The sequence below is a fragment of the Leptothoe sp. ISB3NOV94-8A genome (genome assembly GCF_043421595.1).
Classification (GTDB): Bacteria; Cyanobacteriota; Cyanobacteriia; order Phormidesmidales; family Phormidesmidaceae; genus Leptothoe; species Leptothoe turfae.
The window spans coordinates 6,398,984-6,417,909 of record NZ_JAXSQW010000001.1 but is presented as its reverse complement, the minus strand read 5'-3'; the positions used below and the strand labels follow the sequence as shown (position 1 = coordinate 6,417,909).

Annotated in this window: 20 protein-coding genes and 1 tRNA gene; 9 read left to right on the top strand and 12 right to left on the bottom strand. The window is 48.9% G+C overall.

Features of this window, described 5'->3' with window-relative positions; all coding sequences use genetic code 11:
• Positions 1–3: 3 nt before the first annotated feature.
• The 4 genes from SPB21_RS27505 to pyrE all read right to left on the bottom strand — a co-directional run bounded on the left by SPB21_RS27505 (position 4) and on the right by pyrE (position 3,861).
• The gene (locus tag SPB21_RS27505; RefSeq protein WP_163663571.1) at positions 4–570 is read right to left on the bottom strand and encodes a putative pterin-binding protein; all 567 of its coding nucleotides are present in this window, start codon (positions 568–570) and stop codon (positions 4–6) included.
• 297 nt (positions 571–867) lie between these two features.
• Positions 868–1,218: a hypothetical protein gene (locus SPB21_RS27500; RefSeq protein WP_163663573.1), complete on the bottom strand. Its 351-nt coding sequence runs from the start codon at positions 1,216–1,218 to the stop codon at positions 868–870.
• Complete coding sequence (locus SPB21_RS27495; protein WP_163698766.1) at positions 1,215–3,080, bottom strand: phosphatase PAP2 family protein; 1,866 nt, start codon at positions 3,078–3,080, stop codon at positions 1,215–1,217. Before SPB21_RS27495 ends, SPB21_RS27500 begins: the two co-directional genes overlap by 4 nt.
• A gap of 178 nt (positions 3,081–3,258) precedes the next feature.
• The gene (pyrE, locus tag SPB21_RS27490) at positions 3,259–3,861 is read right to left on the bottom strand and encodes an orotate phosphoribosyltransferase (RefSeq protein ID WP_163663577.1); all 603 of its coding nucleotides are present in this window, start codon (positions 3,859–3,861) and stop codon (positions 3,259–3,261) included.
• A 242-nt stretch (positions 3,862–4,103) separates the two neighbouring features.
• Here pyrE and SPB21_RS27485 point away from each other — a divergent pair, with 242 nt between their 5' ends.
• Positions 4,104–4,535 carry a hypothetical protein gene (locus SPB21_RS27485; RefSeq protein ID WP_163663579.1) on the top strand — a complete coding sequence of 144 codons (432 nt, stop codon included), beginning with the start codon at positions 4,104–4,106 and terminating at the stop codon, positions 4,533–4,535.
• A gap of 42 nt (positions 4,536–4,577) precedes the next feature.
• Here the strand turns inward: SPB21_RS27485 and SPB21_RS27480 are convergent.
• Positions 4,578–4,650 (bottom strand) — tRNA-Ile (locus SPB21_RS27480).
• 176 nt (positions 4,651–4,826) lie between these two features.
• Between SPB21_RS27480 and SPB21_RS27475 the strand changes: the two genes are divergently transcribed.
• The 3 genes from SPB21_RS27475 to SPB21_RS27465 all read left to right on the top strand — a co-directional run bounded on the left by SPB21_RS27475 (position 4,827) and on the right by SPB21_RS27465 (position 7,769).
• A complete protein-coding gene (locus tag SPB21_RS27475) occupies positions 4,827–5,087 on the top strand; it encodes a hypothetical protein (protein ID WP_006517683.1) in 261 nt (86 codons plus the stop codon).
• A gap of 48 nt (positions 5,088–5,135) precedes the next feature.
• Positions 5,136–6,527 carry a hemolysin family protein gene (locus tag SPB21_RS27470; RefSeq protein ID WP_163663581.1) on the top strand — a complete coding sequence of 464 codons (1,392 nt, stop codon included), beginning with the start codon at positions 5,136–5,138 and terminating at the stop codon, positions 6,525–6,527.
• Between the two features lie 183 nt (positions 6,528–6,710).
• Positions 6,711–7,769, top strand: coding sequence for a Gfo/Idh/MocA family oxidoreductase (locus SPB21_RS27465; RefSeq protein WP_163663583.1), 1,059 nt, complete (start codon positions 6,711–6,713; stop codon positions 7,767–7,769).
• On the opposite strand, the gene SPB21_RS27460 is transcribed toward SPB21_RS27465, so the two are convergent.
• The 5 genes from SPB21_RS27460 to SPB21_RS27440 form a co-directional block, all read right to left on the bottom strand.
• Positions 7,759–8,019 (bottom strand): hypothetical protein, encoded by a 261-nt coding sequence (locus tag SPB21_RS27460; RefSeq protein WP_163663585.1) that lies wholly within the window; start codon positions 8,017–8,019, stop codon positions 7,759–7,761. The genes SPB21_RS27465 and SPB21_RS27460 overlap by 11 nt on opposite strands.
• A gap of 159 nt (positions 8,020–8,178) precedes the next feature.
• Positions 8,179–9,285 (bottom strand): DUF3326 domain-containing protein, encoded by a 1,107-nt coding sequence (locus SPB21_RS27455; RefSeq protein ID WP_499868235.1) that lies wholly within the window; start codon positions 9,283–9,285, stop codon positions 8,179–8,181.
• The gene (locus SPB21_RS27450) at positions 9,282–9,506 is read right to left on the bottom strand and encodes a DUF8621 family protein (protein ID WP_264315327.1); all 225 of its coding nucleotides are present in this window, start codon (positions 9,504–9,506) and stop codon (positions 9,282–9,284) included. The genes SPB21_RS27455 and SPB21_RS27450 overlap by 4 nt, the downstream gene beginning before the upstream one ends.
• A 77-nt stretch (positions 9,507–9,583) precedes the next feature.
• Complete coding sequence (locus tag SPB21_RS27445) at positions 9,584–9,904, bottom strand: 2Fe-2S iron-sulfur cluster-binding protein (RefSeq protein WP_006517677.1); 321 nt, start codon at positions 9,902–9,904, stop codon at positions 9,584–9,586.
• An 86-nt stretch (positions 9,905–9,990) separates the two neighbouring features.
• Positions 9,991–10,173, bottom strand: coding sequence for a hypothetical protein (locus SPB21_RS27440; RefSeq protein ID WP_006517676.1), 183 nt, complete (start codon positions 10,171–10,173; stop codon positions 9,991–9,993).
• Between the two features lie 370 nt (positions 10,174–10,543).
• Here SPB21_RS27440 and SPB21_RS27435 point away from each other — a divergent pair, with 370 nt between their 5' ends.
• Positions 10,544–11,098, top strand: coding sequence for a DUF2854 domain-containing protein (locus SPB21_RS27435; protein ID WP_163663589.1), 555 nt, complete (start codon positions 10,544–10,546; stop codon positions 11,096–11,098).
• Positions 11,099–11,278: 180 nt separating this feature from the next.
• Here the strand turns inward: SPB21_RS27435 and pgeF are convergent, their stop codons facing one another.
• Positions 11,279–12,091 carry a peptidoglycan editing factor PgeF gene (pgeF, locus tag SPB21_RS27430; protein WP_163663591.1) on the bottom strand — a complete coding sequence of 271 codons (813 nt, stop codon included), beginning with the start codon at positions 12,089–12,091 and terminating at the stop codon, positions 11,279–11,281.
• 30 nt (positions 12,092–12,121) lie between these two features.
• Positions 12,122–13,786, bottom strand: a complete 1,665-nt coding sequence (cimA, locus tag SPB21_RS27425) for a citramalate synthase (RefSeq protein ID WP_163663593.1) — start codon at positions 13,784–13,786, stop codon at positions 12,122–12,124.
• A gap of 505 nt (positions 13,787–14,291) precedes the next feature.
• On the opposite strand from cimA, the gene SPB21_RS27420 reads away from it, so the two are divergent.
• From SPB21_RS27420 to SPB21_RS27405, 4 genes are all read left to right on the top strand, one after another.
• Positions 14,292–14,618 carry a 2Fe-2S iron-sulfur cluster-binding protein gene (locus tag SPB21_RS27420; RefSeq protein WP_036021464.1) on the top strand — a complete coding sequence of 109 codons (327 nt, stop codon included), beginning with the start codon at positions 14,292–14,294 and terminating at the stop codon, positions 14,616–14,618.
• A 121-nt stretch (positions 14,619–14,739) separates the two neighbouring features.
• Positions 14,740–15,213, top strand: a complete 474-nt coding sequence (locus SPB21_RS27415; RefSeq protein WP_163663595.1) for a hypothetical protein — start codon at positions 14,740–14,742, stop codon at positions 15,211–15,213.
• Between the two features lie 206 nt (positions 15,214–15,419).
• Positions 15,420–17,441 carry a glycine oxidase ThiO gene (gene thiO, locus SPB21_RS27410; RefSeq protein ID WP_163663596.1) on the top strand — a complete coding sequence of 674 codons (2,022 nt, stop codon included), beginning with the start codon at positions 15,420–15,422 and terminating at the stop codon, positions 17,439–17,441.
• A gap of 98 nt (positions 17,442–17,539) precedes the next feature.
• Positions 17,540–18,925 carry a pentapeptide repeat-containing protein gene (locus tag SPB21_RS27405; RefSeq protein ID WP_499868232.1) on the top strand — a complete coding sequence of 462 codons (1,386 nt, stop codon included), beginning with the start codon at positions 17,540–17,542 and terminating at the stop codon, positions 18,923–18,925.
• Position 18,926 lies beyond the last annotated feature (1 nt).

Genomic DNA, 18,926 nt, shown 5'->3' with positions numbered 1-18,926 from the left:
TCACTACTCTTTCACGGTAATGTTCTTAATTTGCCATACCCAATAGGAATCTGTACCCAGCTCAAATTTGTAGTCATTGTAGGGAAAAACGAGCATGGCCGGGCCACGATAATCGGGAGTCATGTATTCATCATCTTGTTGTAATGCAAAAATGACTGGATAGTCACGAACTAAATGGATGGGGACATCTACTTGAAAATCATTTAAGGCAAGCACACCCAGCACGCTGGCTTCAGGAGGAACTTGCCATAATTCCAGTAGATCTTTCATCAAGACCCCTTTAAATGTGTGTTCTTCTTTTTCAAATGGATCTTGAACAGTATATTCCACCAGTCCTACTGACTCAATGGTGGGAATATCCATGATGATCTTTTGGCCATCATTCGTTGCACCAATTTTTCCTGAGACTGTTAAGATTACATCTTCCTGGGGCTTAGGAATTGCGCTACCGGCCTTGAGAATAGGTGTTTCTAAGCGAGTGTAAACCGAGTCAAACTTAGGTTGGGTTGCACATCCAACAACCGCAGCTAGCATTAGGGGATAAAGGATGGACTGAAGCGTAAATTTCATGGGTTCCCTCGCATGCTGATCAAGGCTTTGCTCAAGGAGCTTTTAACTTAACGTGCCCTCAAGCCAGAGGTTATTAACGCAGCATTATCCTAAAATTGGCTGACTTTAATGATGGCAGATATGCATGAAAGGACTTGAACTTTAAACACTAGGAAACCGGAAGTTTGGCGAGGGGCAACCTTCGAAACTTCCGGCATAGGGGTTTTATCTGTGCTGTCCTTAGGGGTTTGAAGAGAGCTGTTTATCTCTCTTGTTCTTGATTCCAAACTGCCTATAGCATTTAATTCAGTCAGACTGTCATAGGAGTCGATTTAGCAAAAGCAGGCCACTGAGAACAGTAGCTAATGCTAATAGCCACTGCCAGGGTTGATTCAAGGTTTCTAGGAGTCTGGCAAAACTCTTATAAAACTGAACGATGTCTGCGAACAAACTAGTTTTATGGGGGGGAGTGATGGGAGGATCTACATCCTTAGGAGGAAGCGTGGGAAGGTCTATCTCCTTGCAGGGTAGCTCTTGTGGAGAGCCATAGGGATGCAGGGGGCGACGTACGGATGCGACAGGAGCAAACTCTCCACGATACTGTTTCGTAGCCGCCCGCCCCCGCAAGGGGGGCTTTACCTTCGATGCATGACGGGGTAAACGGGTCATCGGCGGCCAATCCTGACAACATCACCATCAAATGTGGGCACAGAGAGCACAAACGGATCGGTAGAGTAGGTTAAGGCCTGTTCTTCAAGGATACCGAGGGCGATCTCTTCACCCATACGTAAACTATCGTAGTAGTCACTAAAGTAGTGGACTCCAGCCATATCACGACCAATAGAGATATTCGCTGCAAGCTTGTTTAGTTCACCCTCTAGGGTGAGAAACTCACTGCAAGTAGACTCCACAAGACACCCTGTAGGTGCACCTTCGCCCGTAGAAGGATGGGAGAGGTCAGGTGCACGGAAAACAACAGGTTTGTCACCGTGTTCTTCACGCTTGAAAGCGATCGCACCGCCCTTAGTTTTAGCCAAAACAGCACTGGTATCAAAGAAGGCTTTAAGAATGGTGACACAGGCCCCTGCAACAGTGGCATGACCTGCGCCATAGGCAGGGTGCATAGGTGAGCCTTCTGGAAACGCCATGGGTAAGAAATGGGTGCCACAACCAGGGCCATTTGCGATCGCGGTTAGAGTACGTCCCAAAGCATCTCTTAGGACACCAATGTCTGATGCTAATGCTGTAGGAACTTTGGCACCACAGCGTAGTAGCTCAAGTTTGCCAGCCAACGCCTCGGGACGCAGACGAATATGACTGTTGAACTTCTGGAAACGAACTGCTTTTAGACCTCGGGTCGCCATTTCTGTTACAAGATTGAGAATGTGGGGGCCACCATAAAGCGCGAACCCCCCTGCATTACGAGACGTTTTCGTGTGGCCAACAAAAGTCGCCCCCCCTGAGAGTTGATCAAATCCCGGATCAAAGGGGGTGCCCATGCCTAGCAGGATGATGCAAGCATTTAAGTAGGCTTCGTATAACGCATCATAATGGACATAAGTGGCCAAGTCACGAAGTGTAGAAATAAATCGACGGGGAGGGCGAGCTGGCGCTGAAACAGGTTGACCTTTTTTGGCACCGTAGGTTTCCCTAGGAGGCTTGATACCACGCTGTACCTTCACATACTCAGGCATGGTAATCATGTAGTTTTTGCACGGTTCAGCAATAGGAACCTTCTGGTCGATTTGCAGGACACCATAGGTAATTTTGCCTTCGGCGACGCGTCCCCCACCATTACCATCCTCATCTTGATTGACATCTGTATTACCAATCAGCAAAAACTGAGAGAGATATGGACCGACTTCAACACCGGGAGAAGAACCACGAAAGACTGTTTGAGGGTCGAATTCTTGATCACTATTGACCTTACGAGGGCGACCGGTTTGATTACTTACGTAGCTTAGAGTGTTGAGACGCGAGATCGCACTATCAATCTCTCCTGTGGATTTGCCATTTTCAAAGGCATTAAATGGCTGATCACGGAGAATAGCTAGCTCATAAACTTCAGCCATTTCCAAGGCAAGCTCTAGATTAACATTGCCATGCTCATCCAACAGTGGTGGTGCAGGCGGCATGGTGACTGCCTGGGCATCAGGACCTTGTAGCCCATAAACGACACCAGCGGTAGGTGCTTCCCACTGTCTTAACTTGCCAGTAATCTCTACATCTGTCTCAGGGACAACCTCACCTGCATAGTTCACTTGGAACTTGGCACCGTGACGGACGCGATCTGTAAAAGGATCAATAAAGCCATCGTCAATGGCCCGGCGAAACTCCACGAAATCTTGAGGATCTTGCAGTAAGCCTGTGTCAGGATTGTGGGGTAGTCCTTTGGTAAAGGACATAAAATACTGGGCTCCAGCGTAGCGCTGTTCATCCCCATTAGCTTTATGGGTGGGGTACTCGCGACTTCTAGCTAGTTCGGCTGCTTCCAGACGAACAGCATAGGACTCTTGGCGACGATCAGACATAAGAATCTTCCTACACGAAACGTTAGATCCTACGGATGCTCATGGCACCGAAAATCTAAAAACGATGTATCTGATTCAAATCTAAAAGCCGTGAAAGCAATCGCCAGTACCCTTAGGGGTAATTTCAAATACCCTTGAAATTTATTACTTTGTTCCGGAATTTGCTAAACAACCGATGCTAAGCAGATTGAAGGTTTAGGGCTTTCCAGCGTGCTTGGATTTCGCTGATTGTGAAAACTGCTTTAAAGTCAATATTTTCCTGAGCATAGTGCTCAGCTCCCCCTTGCTGTCGATCGACCAAGGAAATTACCTGTTTGACGGTGTAACCAGCTGCTCTCAGACGGACGATAGCCTTCATAGCGGACTGTCCGGTGGTAACAACATCTTCCAAAATGACAACATTGCTATTCTCAGGGAGGACGGGACCTTCAATGTAGGCTTGGGTGCCATGGCCTTTGGCTTCTTTGCGCACAATGAGAGGAGTTATAGAACGTCCTGTATAGGCTGCAACAACGCTGACTGCGGTAACAATTGGATCAGCACCCAAGGTAAGACCGCCAACACCAACAACGTTGTCATCTAAATAATCAAGCATGACTTGCCCCACCATCTGCACACCTTGAGGGTGCAAGGTAACCAATTTCCCATTGATGTAATAGGTACTCTGTTGCCCTGAGGACAGGATGAAATCGCCCTCTTTGTAAGCATCTGTGCAGATCAAATCAAGCAACTGCTGTTTAACGGTGGTGAGATCAGTGGAGACGGTGGACGAAGGAGCCATGGTGTTAGAGATCACTGGATGGGATGGGTACTTTTGAAAAAGCGTTGACTAATGTTGTGCATTATGTGTCTATGAAGCATTGCAAAAGTGATTAAAACGGATAAGATAGAGGCCAACTTTTGTTGATAACTCTGCTTTAGCTTTTGGTGGCTTCATTATTGACTGCTGAATAATGCTTAGCTAGTTTATCGATTTTTATGAACCGGGGTACTATATGCCCCAAATTGTGAGGTGGACCCATCATGAAACTTAAGGGATTAGTACTCAGTACTGCGGTTGCGATCGCAGCCTTGTCAGCCATGGCCAGCCGCGCCAACGCACAGAACGCAACGTTTACCGAGCCAACTGTGCTTGAAACAATGGATGACATTAACACTCGTCACAGCGGTAGCTATAGACGCGATCGCAGCATTGGTCGTCAGGCGGCTCATATTTTTGGCTTTGGGATTCCAGGACGGGCAGCTTTCCCTGAATTGGAGTTAGATCGCAACAGTGCTGGGCTTAATGAAGCCTATAACGAACTCATGTTTCTTCAAACCCGCAATACCCCAGCGATTCGAGTACCTGATCTGGCTAATCCTTACAACACCTCACTTCAGATGCTGCCTGGTTCCCAAGCAGGCAGCCGAGTAGTCGGCACTGAGCTAAACTTTGAGCCGTTGCCAAGACGTTAATAAAAAGCCCCGGTGTCTTTAAAGGCATCGGGGCTTTTACAATCCAGGGTGCAGGAATCGAACCTGCCTAAGGCGAATTATGAGTTCGCTGCCTAATCCGCTCGGCCAACCCTGGCTATAGAAAGTATATCTATTAGGCCTGTTATATCATAGTCAACTCCTGAAAATAGATGAGTAACAGTTTTTGATATATTTAAATTTAAGCGGCCCTTTCTAAGGGTACGCTAATCCATATTGCTATTTTGGCTAAGTTTTAATTTAACAGTGCCTGGCAGAATATCCCCTGACCTTATGAGAGTTAATCCAGCAATCGCGTTTACCTTGATATTGCTTGCCGCTATGTTTGGTTCAGGCATTGTTAGCGCATCTTGGGGATATTCCTTGGGGCGGCAAGCCCTGACCGGTATTCGCCAACCAGAAACTCGTCCTGCCAGCGCTTCAACGGGTAGCCGAGATACCACCCAAACGAGTGACTTTGTCTTGCTGAAGGAGGAGGATATCCTCAAAAACATCAAGGCTCGTATTGAAGGTGGCTTGGATACTGCTGAGTAGTCGAAAAATGGGACAAATAGATGAACCACCCCCCCCAAGGGGCTGTCAATGGTTGTGCAGGGTTTCATGATTGACGGCGGTGGGTTACCCATTGGCGCTACAGGTATCATGGCCCGTCTGCTGGCAATCGTGGCGCTGATTATTCTGAATGCTTTTTTCGTGGCAGCAGAATTTTCTATTGTTTCGGTGCGGCGCTCTCGGATTAATCAGCTGGCCTCAGTTGGTGATGTCCAGGCACAAACCGTTCAAAGTCTTCAGCAGAGCATTGACCGCCTGCTGCCTACGACCCAAATTGGTATTACCTTGGCTAGCCTAGCCCTAGGCTGGATTGGGGAAGACACCCTAGCGGTCTTGCTGCATCACTGGTTACGGCAGCTGCCTATTCCTGTCTCGTTTTTTTCCCATGGGCTAGCACTGATGTTAGCGTTTTGGAGTCTGGCCTATTTACAGATTGTTCTGGGGGAATTGATTCCCAAATCATTGGCCTTGAGCTATTCGGAACAAGCAGCGCGGCTGTTAGGGCCTGTCAGCCTTACCGTGGCTCGATTGTTTTCACCCGTTGTATGGCTTCTCAATTTTTCCACCCAAGGCTTACTTAAACTGGTGGGATTACAGGAGCGACGTCAGTCGGATACTCAGCTCACGTCAGATGAGCTGCAAATGATTATCAGGACGCCAACAGCGGTGCTTGACCTGGATCAAGAAGAACGGGATATTCTCAATAATGTCTTTGAGTCCAGGGATTTTACAGTGGAAGACATCATGGTGCCGCGAACCCAAGTTGTGGCCCTAGACGATACAGCGACCTGGCAGGATTTACTGAATATCGTGGTAGAGACAGGATATTCTCAGTTTCCTTTGGTCGGCGAGTCTTTGGATAGTATCAGCGGCATTCTTGATTTTAAGGCGATGGCTGAGCCTCTGGCGAAAGGGCAGCTGACCTATGCAACCGAGATCCGTCCGTGGATGAAAGCTGCACGGGTGGTGCCAACAGATTTACCGCTGAGCGACTTACTCAGCCGGATGCAGCGATTAAATCATTCAATGATGATTGTGGTGGATAACTATGGTGGCACGGCTGGATTGGTGACTTGGGCAGATGTAACGGCTGAGCTGATTGGTGACGAAGAGGTGATGTTAGCGGGAGACATTACCTATGTAGATGACCACTCAGCTTTAGTGCCTGCTCAAATGGAAATTGATGCGGTCAATAAGCAGTTTACGTTGGCACTGCCCACCACCGATGATTATCAAACTCTGGCAGGGTTTGTCATCCATTCATTGCAGAAAATCCCTGAAGCAGGGGAGCAGTTGAACTATGGTGATGACCTTGTTTTCACCGTGAAAACGGTTAAAGGTCCGAAGTTAGAGCAGATTCAGATCACACGTCATAATGTGCCACTACGCCGTCGTATCCCTCGCAGACAGACAGGAAATTGACACAGCGGGATGGCAGATTGCTATTCCTATGGCCAAAATTCTGACAATAGAAGGACTGGTTTGACGTTATAAGTGGAGCATGCAACCAAAGAACTAAGGATTGCTGTGGTAATATCTGGTTGACTTTGAGGAAAGTAAAGTCATTCTGGGAGCAAATTGCTCTCTGGTGTGAGGGACCCTGGCGTGCAACAACGAGATTCTCAAATTGCAAGTGATAGTCACGAGGACTTGCTCCGCATTGGCGTAATTGGTGTTGGCAACATGGGTCAACACCATGCTCGTGTACTGAGTCGCATTAAAGATGTGCAGTTGGTTGGCATTGCGGATACAAATGTTGAACGTGGTTTGTCGACCGCTGGCAAGTATGGTGTGCGTTTCTTTGAAGACTATGATGAGCTGCTGAAGCATGTGGATGCCGTTTGCATTGCTGTACCCACCCGGTTTCACCATCAAGTGGGAATGGCCTGTTTGCAGGCTGGCGTGCATATGTTAATTGAAAAGCCGATTGCCGCTAATATCAGTGAAGCCGAGTCTTTAGTAAATGCTGCTGCCGAGGCAAACTGCATTTTACAAGTCGGCCATATTGAGCGTTTTAATCCGGCTTTTCAGGAATTACATAATGTCCTCAAGACCGAAAAACTACTAGCCCTTGAGGCCCGGCGCATGAGCCCTTACTCTCAACGGGCGAATGATGTCTCGGTGGTGCTCGACCTGATGATCCATGACATCGACCTGTTGCTAGAGCTGGCGGAGGCTCCGGTGGTCAAGTTGACTGCTAGCGGCAGTCGAGCTGGGGATTCGCCATACTTAGACTATGTGACAGCCACACTGGGGTTTGCCAATGGCATTGTCGCTACTTTGACGGCCAGTAAGGTCACTCATCGCAAGATTCGTAGCATTGCGGCCCACTGCCGTAATTCCCTAACCGAGGCTGACTTTCTCAACAATGAGATTTTGATTCACCGTCAGACAACGGCGAATACGATGACAGACTATGGCCAGGTGCTCTATCGTCAGGATGGCCTGATTGAAAAGGTCTACACCAGTAATATTGAGCCCCTCCATGCAGAACTTGAGCACTTTGTGAACTGTGCCCGAGGGGGAGGGAAGCCTTCTGTAGGGGGTGAGCAAGCGCTGAAAGCGTTGCGGTTGGCAAGTCTGATTGAGCAGATGGCCCTAGATGGTCAGGCTTGGAAGACGGATGATGAAATGGCAGGGGTGTTGCAGGCCGTTACGGTATAGCGGTAATAACAGCAGGTTCGATTGCGATCGCAATCATGCCACTATCTTTAGCCGACACACCAAAAATCACTTCACCCTCATGGGCGGTAAAAAAGCAGTGCAGGATGCCATCAACCACCCGACATAGAGCAACGGTGCCTGAACGGATCTGCCAAGCTTGCTCAGGGACGTTTAGTTCCAGGATTTCATCTTGTTGAATATGGCACGCCTTTTGAAGTGTGTCTCGGGGCTGTGCGCTCAAGGTAGACATAAGGGATATGCAAATAGACCGAAGCTAGTCTTCTAGGATAGTCAAGCAGGGGAGCAGAATAGCGCGTTTTCTTATTTATCTTAGGAATGTTGAAATAAACTTCATGGAAAACTAATGGATCAGGCCGTATGCAAGGGTAAGGGATTATGCATCATGGTCCTAACCAAGGTGGCCAACGCTATGTTTAGGATTTGGCCAATGCTGCGATGGCTGAAGCAGCGGCTGTAGATGAGGAATATGGGGGCTTAATGCCGAGATATCGATACCCGCTCGCTGGGTTGCGATCGCACCCACGGCTTCCAAGTAAGACCCCACATTGACCACATTTAGATTTAAAGCGGCAGCATCAACTGCAAGGGTAGTGGGATTGTCTTTAACCGCAATAATTTGGGTAGCCGTGCCACTGAGGCTCAGAGTAGCACTGCCCCCTAATGTACTGGCTGGAACAATCAGGACATCAACGTCGGGGGCGCTAATGCTGCGGGCGGTGGCCATGGTGCTGAACTGAGGCGCTTTGCTCAGTCCTGCCAGCACACAGGGTAAAAAAGTATAGCCAATTTCTTCAGCGGCAGACCGTGGAGAAATGCTCGGGTCAAGCGGCAGCGGCTGAAGGGCTGGGGCATGGGCACAGGGCACTTGAAACTCGCGTACCACCAGATGACTAATGACGGCTTCAGCGCCAGCGAGAGGATCGACACCCTGGCCCTGGCGATAGTCGGTGAGGGCATCGCTATCCATATCATCTGGAAAACGGGCAATGACAGCAATGGCGGTACAGCCCGATTGCAGCAAATGCTCGACCGCACGCAGCAGGCTATCAGGGCGTTCTAATGTGCCCCAAGTAGCTGCTGCTGCCTGTTTTAGCTGTACCCCCAAGGAAGCATCTGTAGTGACATATCCATGGATCTTGAGACCAAGGGTGGCACGAGCGGCATCGGCTGCTTGCAAATGTCGCCAACGCAGATCGTCTTCAATCTCCTGGTCTAGCACCAAGCCAATGGTATTTTGATGCACTGGCTGTAGGTGCCAGCGTCCAGCAGCAAACTGGTCGAGGCCATAGCCTTCAACATAGTAGGCATTGGGTAGGGGCCAGTAGAGCTGGGCCCCATTGAGCACATTGGGATGGGTAATCAGACGATCAGTGACGGTTGCGATCGCACGAGCAACGGGCAAGGCATCCCCTGCATAGCCACCAATCGCTGCCCCTACCCCCGTAGGAACAATCATCATAGTGGTATGGGGGCGGCCATTGTGAACAATGCTCATGCTTGATCCTTGGGCACCACTGTAACCACCGCTTCTATCTGGGCGGTTGTCTTTTCTACCGATGTGATTGCCCACCGCAGGGGTTCACCATAGGTGCGCAGTTGGCTTTCAATATGGTTACGAAGCGCGATACCCGTAGTCTGAAGCTCGACCGTCATCAAAACAAACTCTGTGGTCAGGAATGTGCTGCAATCTGATGAGTTATTGTCCAAATCCGTCATGCCCGTGTGTGGTGGACAGCACCGACTTTTATGTCCGACTTTTATGTCCGATGTTGACCTGCTTTAGCGCTATAGGGTTAATTTTGAAATTGGCCAAATTGGGATTGGTAAACTGCGTCTTCCTTTTCTGTTTCTAGCTTGATATTGGACGTGGGATACGCCACACATAATAAGGCATAGCCCTTATCTTGAAGTTCTTGGCTGACCCCCATACCATCTTCTTGAGATACGCTCCCCTCAGTGATCAACGCAGCGCATGTGGTGCAGACCCCTGCGCCACAGGAGGTGGGAAGATCTAGGCCAGCCGCTTGGGCCGCAGCTAAAATCGTTTCCTGTTCATCGACAGTGATGGTTTGAACAGTCCCTTGATGTTTGATTTCAACAGAATAGGTTGCCATGTGACCAGTGGATTAAATAAAAAAATTAAAAAGCGTATTGAATGATTAGCTTAAGGCAGAGGCTGCCATCAGATAAGTATGACAGCCTAACCTTGAGATTTTTCTTTGAAAACACGCTCAAATTCTTCTAGCAAATCATCCATTTCTTCTAAAGCCTGATTGACGTCGATCCGTAGTGTGCCTAGGTTAGGCTGCTCTAGTAGCTGCACCAAGGAATTTCGTTTAGCCCTGATTTGTTCAATCTGAGTTTTAAGCGTTTCTAGAGGCATAGTTATGTCTGATATCACCGTCTACCAACTCCAGAATAAGCAACTTTGGGTGCTTAATGCTATCAGGAGCTGGACCAGTCGTAGATGATGAATATACGGACAGACAGTCACTAGTATAGTCGTGAGTTCGTTTTGTATTTGCAGGAAATTTATCCTAGAACTTCCATGTTTACAAAGGCCCTGAGTATTGATTCCGTGCAGGTCGGATCTAATTTTTGAGCAGGGTTTAAAGGCAAATCCCTTTACTATGGGATTAGACAAGATTGGGATTAGGCAAGACTAGGTTTGCTATCACAAACCTGTGTCTAATTGCACGAAGCAAACATCATCATTCACCACTGACGTTCATTTTTGAATTTAAATCCTACATATGCTGCGCAAAGTTCCCCTCGGTGGTGTTCTACTATCAATTGGCTCTATCCTGACCCTGGTGGGCTTTGTAGCCTACTTCAAAGATATGGCCACCTTAAATTTGGCGGGATTTTTCTATGGAATTCCACTGCTCTTGGGGGGAGCAGCGTTGCGGGCTGCTGAGTTAGAGCCGGTACCTTATACTCAACCAGCTAGCGATACCGTTGTTACACTGCGGGATAAAACGGCAACCCAAACGCAAAATCAGGTTCGTAAGGATGTCACTCGCTATCGTTACGGACAGGAAGCTCACCTAGATATTGCTTTAGAGCGATTAGGATTGAGCCCTAACGATAAGCAACGCCCTATTCTTAGTGGTTTGCGTGAAGAGCTGCGGGATGGTGCATATGCCCTAGTGCTGGAGTTTGATTCACCTTACATGGCCTTAGAAACTTGGCAGGAAAAGCATGAAAAAATCGAGAGATTCTTCGGGCCTAATATTCGGGCTGAAATTGAATCACTGCCTGAGGATCAGGTGGAGTTAGCGCTGGTTACGACAGCGGCGGCAGCCTAAGGCTCTTCCAGTGAATATTTCATGCACGTTAATGCATAGCTCGCGTCAGAGACTTAGGTGAATTAGCCGAGCGGCCAGAAGACTGTCTTAAAATTTAACCCCTAGCACCTAATACCTTTGATTATGTCACTAACCTGGAGACTGCCTATCAGGCAGAACTAGCCATTACCACAGTACTTACTACACACTGATAATGCCTGACCACTGTACTTGCTTAAGCTTAGTACGACGGTAGGAGAAAAAACGCTCGGGTTCTTGAAACGTGCAGTGGGGTGCAGTGGCTACCTGGTCCGATGCGAGGCCCATCTGTTCTAGCTGCATTTCGTTGATACGACGGACATCTAGACGCACATGACCGGGCTTGTTATCGGGTAATAGGGGTGGACTATCTACCGTTAATAGATGGGCAACGATGTCTGCTGGATTGGCAAATTGGTCCGCATCGACGACGCTGAGGCCCATTTGGGTGGCAACATCTTCTCCCACCTGGTAGACTTCACCTGCGATCGCAGGTCCCAGCAAAACACGCAAATCCTGGAGTTGCGAGCCTTGAGCCTGTAGCTTCGCAATGGCGGTGGGGACAATTTTCTGCGCAGTACCACGCCAGCCCGCATGGGCAGCGGCCACTTGCCCAGTACGTTCGTCCGCAATCAGTGCAGGCGTACAGTCTGCCGTGCAGACCCACGTGGCTTGACCCGCTTTACTACTAAAGCAACCATCTGCATGGGGACGCTCAATGTCCTCATCTGAGACCTGACTGCTACCACTGGCTACGAGGGTCTTAGTCCCGGTTCTGACGGCCTCTGGAGCAAGGACGACATTGCCATGGACTTGTTTTGTTCTGAGTACCTCGGCATTCTTGCTCAACGCTGACGTGAGAACTTCAGGGAGTTGGGGCGCAAATGCCGAAGTGAAGAAGCCATGGGGTTGGGCAATCAGATCGCAGGTTAAATAGGGCTGACCTTGCCAGGTCTGCCAGGTCCAATTGTGCATGGGAGAGAACGGGGTAAAAGGTGAGTAGGGTCAAGATTGACACGCTACCAGCTTAGCCTTTACTTCCGATCTCAACTTGAGCAAGCCATATTCCAAACCTTCGACGACCGCCTTATAGGACGCCTCCAAAATGTTGGGAGAAAGTCCTACGGTGGTCCAACGATGTTCGCCATCCCCAAATTCCACCAGCACGCGGGTCTTCGCAGCAGTACCTGAAGCACTGTCTAGAATGCGCACCTTGTAGTCGGTCAAGTAAAATCTCTCTAACTCTGGATAAAAGCGTTCTAATGCCTTGCGGAGAGCATGGTCTAGAGCCTCTACAGGGCCATTTCCTTCAGCTGCGTGGAGTAAGATTTTGCCATCCACAGACACCTTAACGGTGGCCAAAGAAGAGCTGCCCGCCGGGTCCTCAGGGGAACAATTCACGCCGCTGCCAGCGTAGGGCATCCGCTCGCAATGCACCTGAAATCCATACACATCAAACATTTTTGGCCGTTGCCCCAAGGCCTCCCGCATCAATAATTCAAAACTAGCCTCCGCAGCTTCAAACTGATAGCCCTCGTCTTCTAAGGACTTTAGCCGATGCAGTAGCTGCCGCGAGGTGGGACTGGTGCGATCTAGTTTGAGACCAAAGCTGCGGGCTTTAGCCATGACATTGCTTAACCCTGCCTGATCAGAAATTACAATGCGGCGCAGATTACCCACAGCAGTCGGTTCAATATGCTCGTAGGTTTTGGGATTTCGTTCTACAGCGCTGACATGAATACCGCCTTTGTGAGCAAAAGCTGACAGCCCCACATAAGGAGCATGCTCATTTGGCGCTAAATTGACTATTTCACTCACATATCGGCTGGTTTCCGCCAGAGTCGCCAACTTTTCTGCCGGTAGACAGTTGTAGCCAAGCTTCAGCTGAAGATTGGGAATTAATGAACATAGATTGGCATTACCGCACCGTTCGCCATAGCCGTTGATGGTGCCTTGAACCATGGTGACCCCTTCTAGGGCAGCTGTCAGAGAGTTAGCAACGGCCAGATCGCCATCGTTATGGGTATGGATACCTAACTGAGGAGGATTTTTCAAATTCAACGTGGCCAACCACTGGCCAACTGTGCGTACAATCTCCGTGATCTGATGGGGTAACATGCCGCCGTTGGTGTCGCATAGCACCAACCACTCCGCACCAGCCCGAAGCGCAGCTTCCAAGGTTTGGACTGCATATGTAGGATTGCTTACATAACCATCAAACCAGTGCTCAGCATCGTATATGACCCGTCGTCCTTGCCGTCTTAAATAGGCAATGGAGTCGTAGATCATGGATAGATTTTCATTCAACTCCGTCTTTAACCCCTCGGTAACGTGGAGATCCCAAGACTTACCAAACAGGGTTAACCAGTTAGTTCTTGCTGCTAAAGCTGCTGCTAAGGTGACATCCTCTGTCACTGGCATATGGGGGCGGCGAGTCGAGCAAAAAGCAACGACTTCAGCCTGACGCAATGGGTGCTGCTGGAGCTGAGAAAAAAACTGCCCATCTTTCGGATTCGCTCCTGGCCATCCCCCCTCGATAAAGGGAATCCCCAGATCGTCTAAGCGGCGAGCAATATTCAATTTATCTTCAACCGAAAGGGACAACCCCTCGCGCTGCGCACCATCCCGCAGAGTAGTGTCGTAAATCCAAAGCTGAGTGTTTTGAGACATAGCAACAGAGAACACAATGTAGTGAATGAAGCCTAGAAATAGTAGATGTAGAGGATGCTTCCTGTGATATTTGCTGAGTGTCGAATTCTGAACTTTATTTGATTTTTATTTTTTAGATACGTGGCAATTTAAAGACCCTGTGTACCGAGTTTAGACCTTTGATGAAGATATTCACAACCCAAAATGGGAAATGAACGGATGAGGATCAATCCTCTTAACCACAAGTGTTTGGCAGCATTTTATACTCTTTGTGACAGGCTATTTTTTGAGTCGTTTAAGTCATATCATCTCACTACTTTTATGAAGGCCATGGAAAAGCTGCGAAAACTTCAGGTTATGGCTTAATTCACTGATAAATATTTAGTGATATTTGCAATGTTTCTAAATCAAAACGCCTAAGTGTTTTACACATCTAAACTGTTATTTATCAAACTATCTACACAGACTTGAATTTGCCACATAAGAAACTGGAATATAGTTTGAAATGCTTAACACAATGATTCCCATGCCAAACGTGACTGCTCAAGGACAAACCTTTGAATGTGAAACGGGTGCCAATCTCAGACGTGTGCTTTTAGATAACGACATTGCTCTATACAATGGCAACGCTAATTTGATTAACTGCCGTGGTATCGGTAGCTGTGGAACCTGTGCTGTGATGATCGAGGGTGAGGTATCAGCGGCAAATTGGAAGGATCGGGGTCGACGGTCACTACCGCCCCATACCCCTGAGCGTCCCCTGCGCTTAGCCTGCCAAACCACTGTACTGGGGGATATTACAGTGACTAAATACGATCAGTTTTGGGGACAGGGACAAACGTTAGTGTGGTGAGGCGTTAAAGTTTAGACCCAAAGTTGTTAGAGTTAATGTCTGAATTCCTGCAAATAGTGGCTCCATTTTTCAAGAACTGGGTAATGATAAAAGGCGGTGGTAGTAAGGAGGGGATAGGCGTATGAATAAGTTTATCTTGGGTGGTATTCTGGCGGCGATTTCACTGATGGCCATCTACGGCACCAGTGCGTCTAACCAAGTAGCATCTTGGGTGGACCAAACTGATGATGACCCGTCTTCCCAAACTAATTTTGAGGCGGCTGACGATGCCACAAGTGGCACCGTAGTAGCACTGAATGGAGATGATGCGAATGGTAATTCCATTGGAATTATTAGTAGTCGAACACCGTTAGAAAAGGCAGGGGAGATTCCTCAACGTCAAGTTGTCGATGTGCAAAGTGCTCCGGCCTTTGGTATCAATGCTCAAACCAACAATGCTGGGGATGATACCGATGGCGTTGTTGTTGAGCCCAACCCCACGGCTGGAGAGACGGCTCAAACTACACCGCAAACGCCCCCTGCAAATCAGGGACAAGCGCAGCCGCAACCCACCAATCAGAACCAAAATCAGCCGCCTGTTAGGGCGCTTTGGTAGGGTAAACTGATGCACTTGTTGTGTTTCAGGATGTAACTCATCTTCGAGGCAGGACAATCTGTTAAGGTCTGTTCTGCGCCTAGATATTACAGACAATGTCTTCCTAAAATTGGCACCGTCGTTAAGACTTGCTGGGCGGCTATTGCTTGCAAGCATTGTTTATTCTTGCAAACATTGTTTATTGAAGAGGTGGTTGATAAAAACCTATGGGTCAGGCAGATGTGCTGGTGATTGGTGGCGGGATTGTTGGGCTTGCGATCGCAACCGAACTTCGCCAGCAAGGGGCTACCGTTACCGTACTCAGTCGTGATTTTAATGCGGCTGCGGGACACGCGGCTGCAGGCATGTTAGCTCCGAGTGCTGAAGGCTTAACAGGGGCTCTGTTGGATCTGAGCCAGCGAAGTCTTGCCCTCTATGCCAGCTGGAGTCGTAAGTTAGAGGAACTGACGGGTCAAGATACCGGCTTTTGGCCCTGTGGGATTCTCACCCCTGTGTTCTCTTTAGAGCATGCTTCACCAGGTTTACTCAGCCAGACCGCTATTCATAGCTATCAGCCCCACCTTAACCCCAATGTTCAGGGGGGTTACTGGTACCCCGAAGAGGGGCAGGTCGATACTCGCGCCCTGCTTCAGGCCCTGCGCATTGGAGCCCAAGAACTGGGAGTGGACATCCAAGAAGGGGTGAGTGCTGAGGCGTTTTTGCAACATAATCAGCAGGTCACTGGGGTACTGACATCCAATGGTCAGCAGCAGGCGGGGCATTACGTTTTGGCGGCTGGTGCTTGGTCCAGTGAGCTATTGCCCATTCCCATAATCCCCCGTAAGGGACAAATGGCCGCTCTAGGCACACCGCCCAATTTTCCCCATCGCCTCAATCGGGTTTTGTATGGGGAGCATATCTACATAGTGCCGCGCAAAGATGGACGGATTGTGCTGGGGGCAACCAATGAGGATGTTGGATTTACCCCCCATAATACGCCTGCTGGTGTGGCACAGTTGCTCAACGAGGCAGTACGGCTATATCCGTCATTGGCTGATTGTCCCTTACAAGACTGTTGGTGGGGATATCGCCCTACAACACCTGACGAAGCACCTATTTTGGGACCTAGTCAATGCCATAATCTGACCTTGGCAACGGGGCATCACCGGAATGGTGTGCTGCTGACGCCAATTACTGCCAAGCTGATTGTTGAATCGATTCAAGGTCAGCCTGATCCGCTGTTGGCAACGTTCCATTGGGAACGGTTTATGGGGGCAGCGAAGCAGGGTATTGCCGATGCTGCGGGGATGGTGGGCGGCGGCCATCCTACCGATTCACAAAATTCTACTGCCGCCCCTAATTCCGAGTCGTTGGGTTGCACCCGTTCAACCCAACCTACGTTTTTTTCGATTCCTACAAAAATGCAAACTCTTTCTGCTCCTCCGATTACGACTGATGATGATGCTCTTGTTATTGCCGGACGGTCTTTCTCGTCACGGTTGATGACGGGTACGGGTAAATTTGACAATTTTGATACGATGCGGGCTAGTCTGGCCGCTAGCGGTAGCCAAATTGTGACGGTGGCTGTACGTCGGGTGCAGACCAATGCTCCTGGCCATGAAGGTCTGGCTCAAGCAATTGACTGGCAGAAGGTTTGGATGTTGCCCAATACGGCTGGATGTACCAGTGCCGATGAGGCGATTCGGGTGGCTCGTTTAGGCAGAGAGATGGCAAAGCTGTTGGGGCAGGAAGACAACAACTTTGTGAAATTAGAGGTGATTCCAGATTCAAAATATTTGTTGCCTGATCCCATTGGCACACTACAGGCGGCGGAACAACTTGTAAAAGAAGGGTTTGCTGTACTGCCCTATATCAATGCCGATCCGATTTTGGCCAAGCATCTTGAGGAAGCTGGGTGTGCGACAGTGATGCCGCTGGGCTCTCCCATTGGGTCAGGTCAGGGGGTGCGCAACGCGGCTAACATTGGCATTATTGTTGAGCAAGCCACCATACCGGTGGTGGTAGACGCAGGAATTGGTAGCCCCAGTGAAGCTGCCGAATCTATGGAGATGGGGGCGGATGCGTTGTTGATTAACACTGCGATCGCAAAAGCTCAAGACCCTGTGAAAATGGGTCGAGCCATGGGATTGGCGACTGAGGCAGGACGCTTCGCCTATTTAGCCGGTCGTATTCCAGTGAAAGCCTATGCCAGTGCTAGTTCTCCTCTCACAGGGACAATCACGGGCTAATTAATCTGGCTAATTAATCTATATTCATAGAAATTGGCATTCAATCGGTAGTATCAACTATATTCGATTATTCACCGAATATAGTTGAGGTATTTACCATGGGGCTTGTGCAGTTGATGCCACGTCTAGGGATTATTGTTCCTTTTGCTTTGCTTCTAGGTCTGAGTGCAACAAGTAGGGCACAGACCGAAGAACTCAGCTTAGACGAACTGTACAGGCTTTGCAGCAGTTTTCCTTTTAATTCTCGTTGTGAGGGGTTTGAAGCACCGATACCCCTGAATGATCGAGATGGCACCCAGGTGAACTGTGGTTTAGATTTATCTCAGGTTGATGCTTCTGGTGATTGTCGACTATTGATTGAAGACAATATCCTCGTCGTGTATGCAGAAGAGGGTGATCCCATTGAGCCTCTGGATAACCAAAAAGGGAGTCGAGAGATTCGCATCCCCTTTGATCAGATTTTTTCCACAGCCTTACGTATTTGGGATAGAGAAATCGATGCCACTGCATTTTTCGTAGGTGGCCAACTCTATATTCAACGCAACGAGGCTGAATATGGTGGCTTTGAGCGCGACTATGTGCCAGGGGATAGCGATGAACGAGAAGGGCGTGGCAAAGAAGATTTTGCTGAAGTTGCCATTGGCTTTATTGAGTCTCCAGAGACCGATGGACACCGCAGCAATATTTTGCGTGTGACGTCGACAGAAGAGTTTGGTGCTTACTTGTTAGAGCAGCTAGGCCGTGGAGATATTGGCGCTATAACAACGACACTAACCACACCCAATTTTTCTGTTGAAGATGCACGGCAACAGCTAATGGAGACCAATGCCTGCATTCGTTGTGATCTTAGCGGGGTCGATTTGAGTGAATTAGATCTGGATAAGGCTAATTTGGAAGGGGCTGTGCTTGCTGGTGCGAATCTATCAGGCGCTGATTTTTCGGAAGCCTATCTGGTGGGTGCCGATTTGAGTGGAGCCAACCTGACGGAAACAGACTTTAGTCGGGCAAAGCTAGGCTTAGCAAATTTATCAGCCGCCACCATGGATGCTGTTGATTTACATGCCGCCAGTTTGCCCTTAGCGAATTTACAGGATGCCAAGATGCCGAATGCTGAGCTGGGTGGAGCCCATTTGGCAGGGGCTAACCTGATCAACGTAGACCTGAGTAACGCCGATCTAACAGAATTCACCTCCACAGGATTTATTCCCTTTTTAGGGCTTCAGCGATTTCGCCTCTATGCCAATTTACGAGGTGCTGATCTCACTAACAGTACCCTTTCCATGGCTGACTTTGATGATGCCGTTTTAGCTGATGCCCAACTAGTGGGTGCAAACTTAACTGACGCAAATCTCAATGATGTTGCTCTGCGAGGTGCTGATCTGACGGGGGCTACTGTTGCTGAAGATATTCTCGCTGAGGCAAGACTGTGTGGTGCAACAATGCCCAGTGGAGACGTGTTTACTGAAGGATGTGAAGATGAGTAAT

What these genes read in the sequence shown, in the direction of transcription:
- SPB21_RS27470 (WP_163663581.1), top strand. Translation starts at nt 5,136, where the DNA reads ATGGTTGTGCAGGGTTTCATGATTGACGGCGGTGGGTTACCCATTGGC.
- pgeF (WP_163663591.1), bottom strand. Translation starts at nt 12,091, where the DNA reads ATGCACAATTGGACCTGGCAGACCTGGCAAGGTCAGCCCTATTTAACC.
- SPB21_RS27505 (WP_163663571.1), bottom strand. Translation starts at nt 570, where the DNA reads ATGAAATTTACGCTTCAGTCCATCCTTTATCCCCTAATGCTAGCTGCG.
- cimA (WP_163663593.1), bottom strand. Translation starts at nt 13,786, where the DNA reads ATGTCTCAAAACACTCAGCTTTGGATTTACGACACTACTCTGCGGGAT.
- SPB21_RS27485 (WP_163663579.1), top strand. Translation starts at nt 4,104, where the DNA reads ATGAAACTTAAGGGATTAGTACTCAGTACTGCGGTTGCGATCGCAGCC.
- SPB21_RS27475 (WP_006517683.1), top strand. Translation starts at nt 4,827, where the DNA reads ATGAGAGTTAATCCAGCAATCGCGTTTACCTTGATATTGCTTGCCGCT.
- SPB21_RS27450 (WP_264315327.1), bottom strand. Translation starts at nt 9,506, where the DNA reads ATGACGGATTTGGACAATAACTCATCAGATTGCAGCACATTCCTGACC.
- SPB21_RS27445 (WP_006517677.1), bottom strand. Translation starts at nt 9,904, where the DNA reads ATGGCAACCTATTCTGTTGAAATCAAACATCAAGGGACTGTTCAAACC.
- SPB21_RS27500 (WP_163663573.1), bottom strand. Translation starts at nt 1,218, where the DNA reads ATGACCCGTTTACCCCGTCATGCATCGAAGGTAAAGCCCCCCTTGCGG.
- SPB21_RS27420 (WP_036021464.1), top strand. Translation starts at nt 14,292, where the DNA reads ATGCCAAACGTGACTGCTCAAGGACAAACCTTTGAATGTGAAACGGGT.
- SPB21_RS27440 (WP_006517676.1), bottom strand. Translation starts at nt 10,173, where the DNA reads ATGCCTCTAGAAACGCTTAAAACTCAGATTGAACAAATCAGGGCTAAA.
- SPB21_RS27495 (WP_163698766.1), bottom strand. Translation starts at nt 3,080, where the DNA reads ATGTCTGATCGTCGCCAAGAGTCCTATGCTGTTCGTCTGGAAGCAGCC.
- SPB21_RS27455 (WP_499868235.1), bottom strand. Translation starts at nt 9,285, where the DNA reads ATGAGCATTGTTCACAATGGCCGCCCCCATACCACTATGATGATTGTT.
- SPB21_RS27415 (WP_163663595.1), top strand. Translation starts at nt 14,740, where the DNA reads ATGAATAAGTTTATCTTGGGTGGTATTCTGGCGGCGATTTCACTGATG.
- pyrE (WP_163663577.1), bottom strand. Translation starts at nt 3,861, where the DNA reads ATGGCTCCTTCGTCCACCGTCTCCACTGATCTCACCACCGTTAAACAG.
- SPB21_RS27405 (WP_499868232.1), top strand. Translation starts at nt 17,540, where the DNA reads ATGGGGCTTGTGCAGTTGATGCCACGTCTAGGGATTATTGTTCCTTTT.
- SPB21_RS27460 (WP_163663585.1), bottom strand. Translation starts at nt 8,019, where the DNA reads ATGTCTACCTTGAGCGCACAGCCCCGAGACACACTTCAAAAGGCGTGC.
- SPB21_RS27435 (WP_163663589.1), top strand. Translation starts at nt 10,544, where the DNA reads ATGCTGCGCAAAGTTCCCCTCGGTGGTGTTCTACTATCAATTGGCTCT.
- thiO (WP_163663596.1), top strand. Translation starts at nt 15,420, where the DNA reads ATGGGTCAGGCAGATGTGCTGGTGATTGGTGGCGGGATTGTTGGGCTT.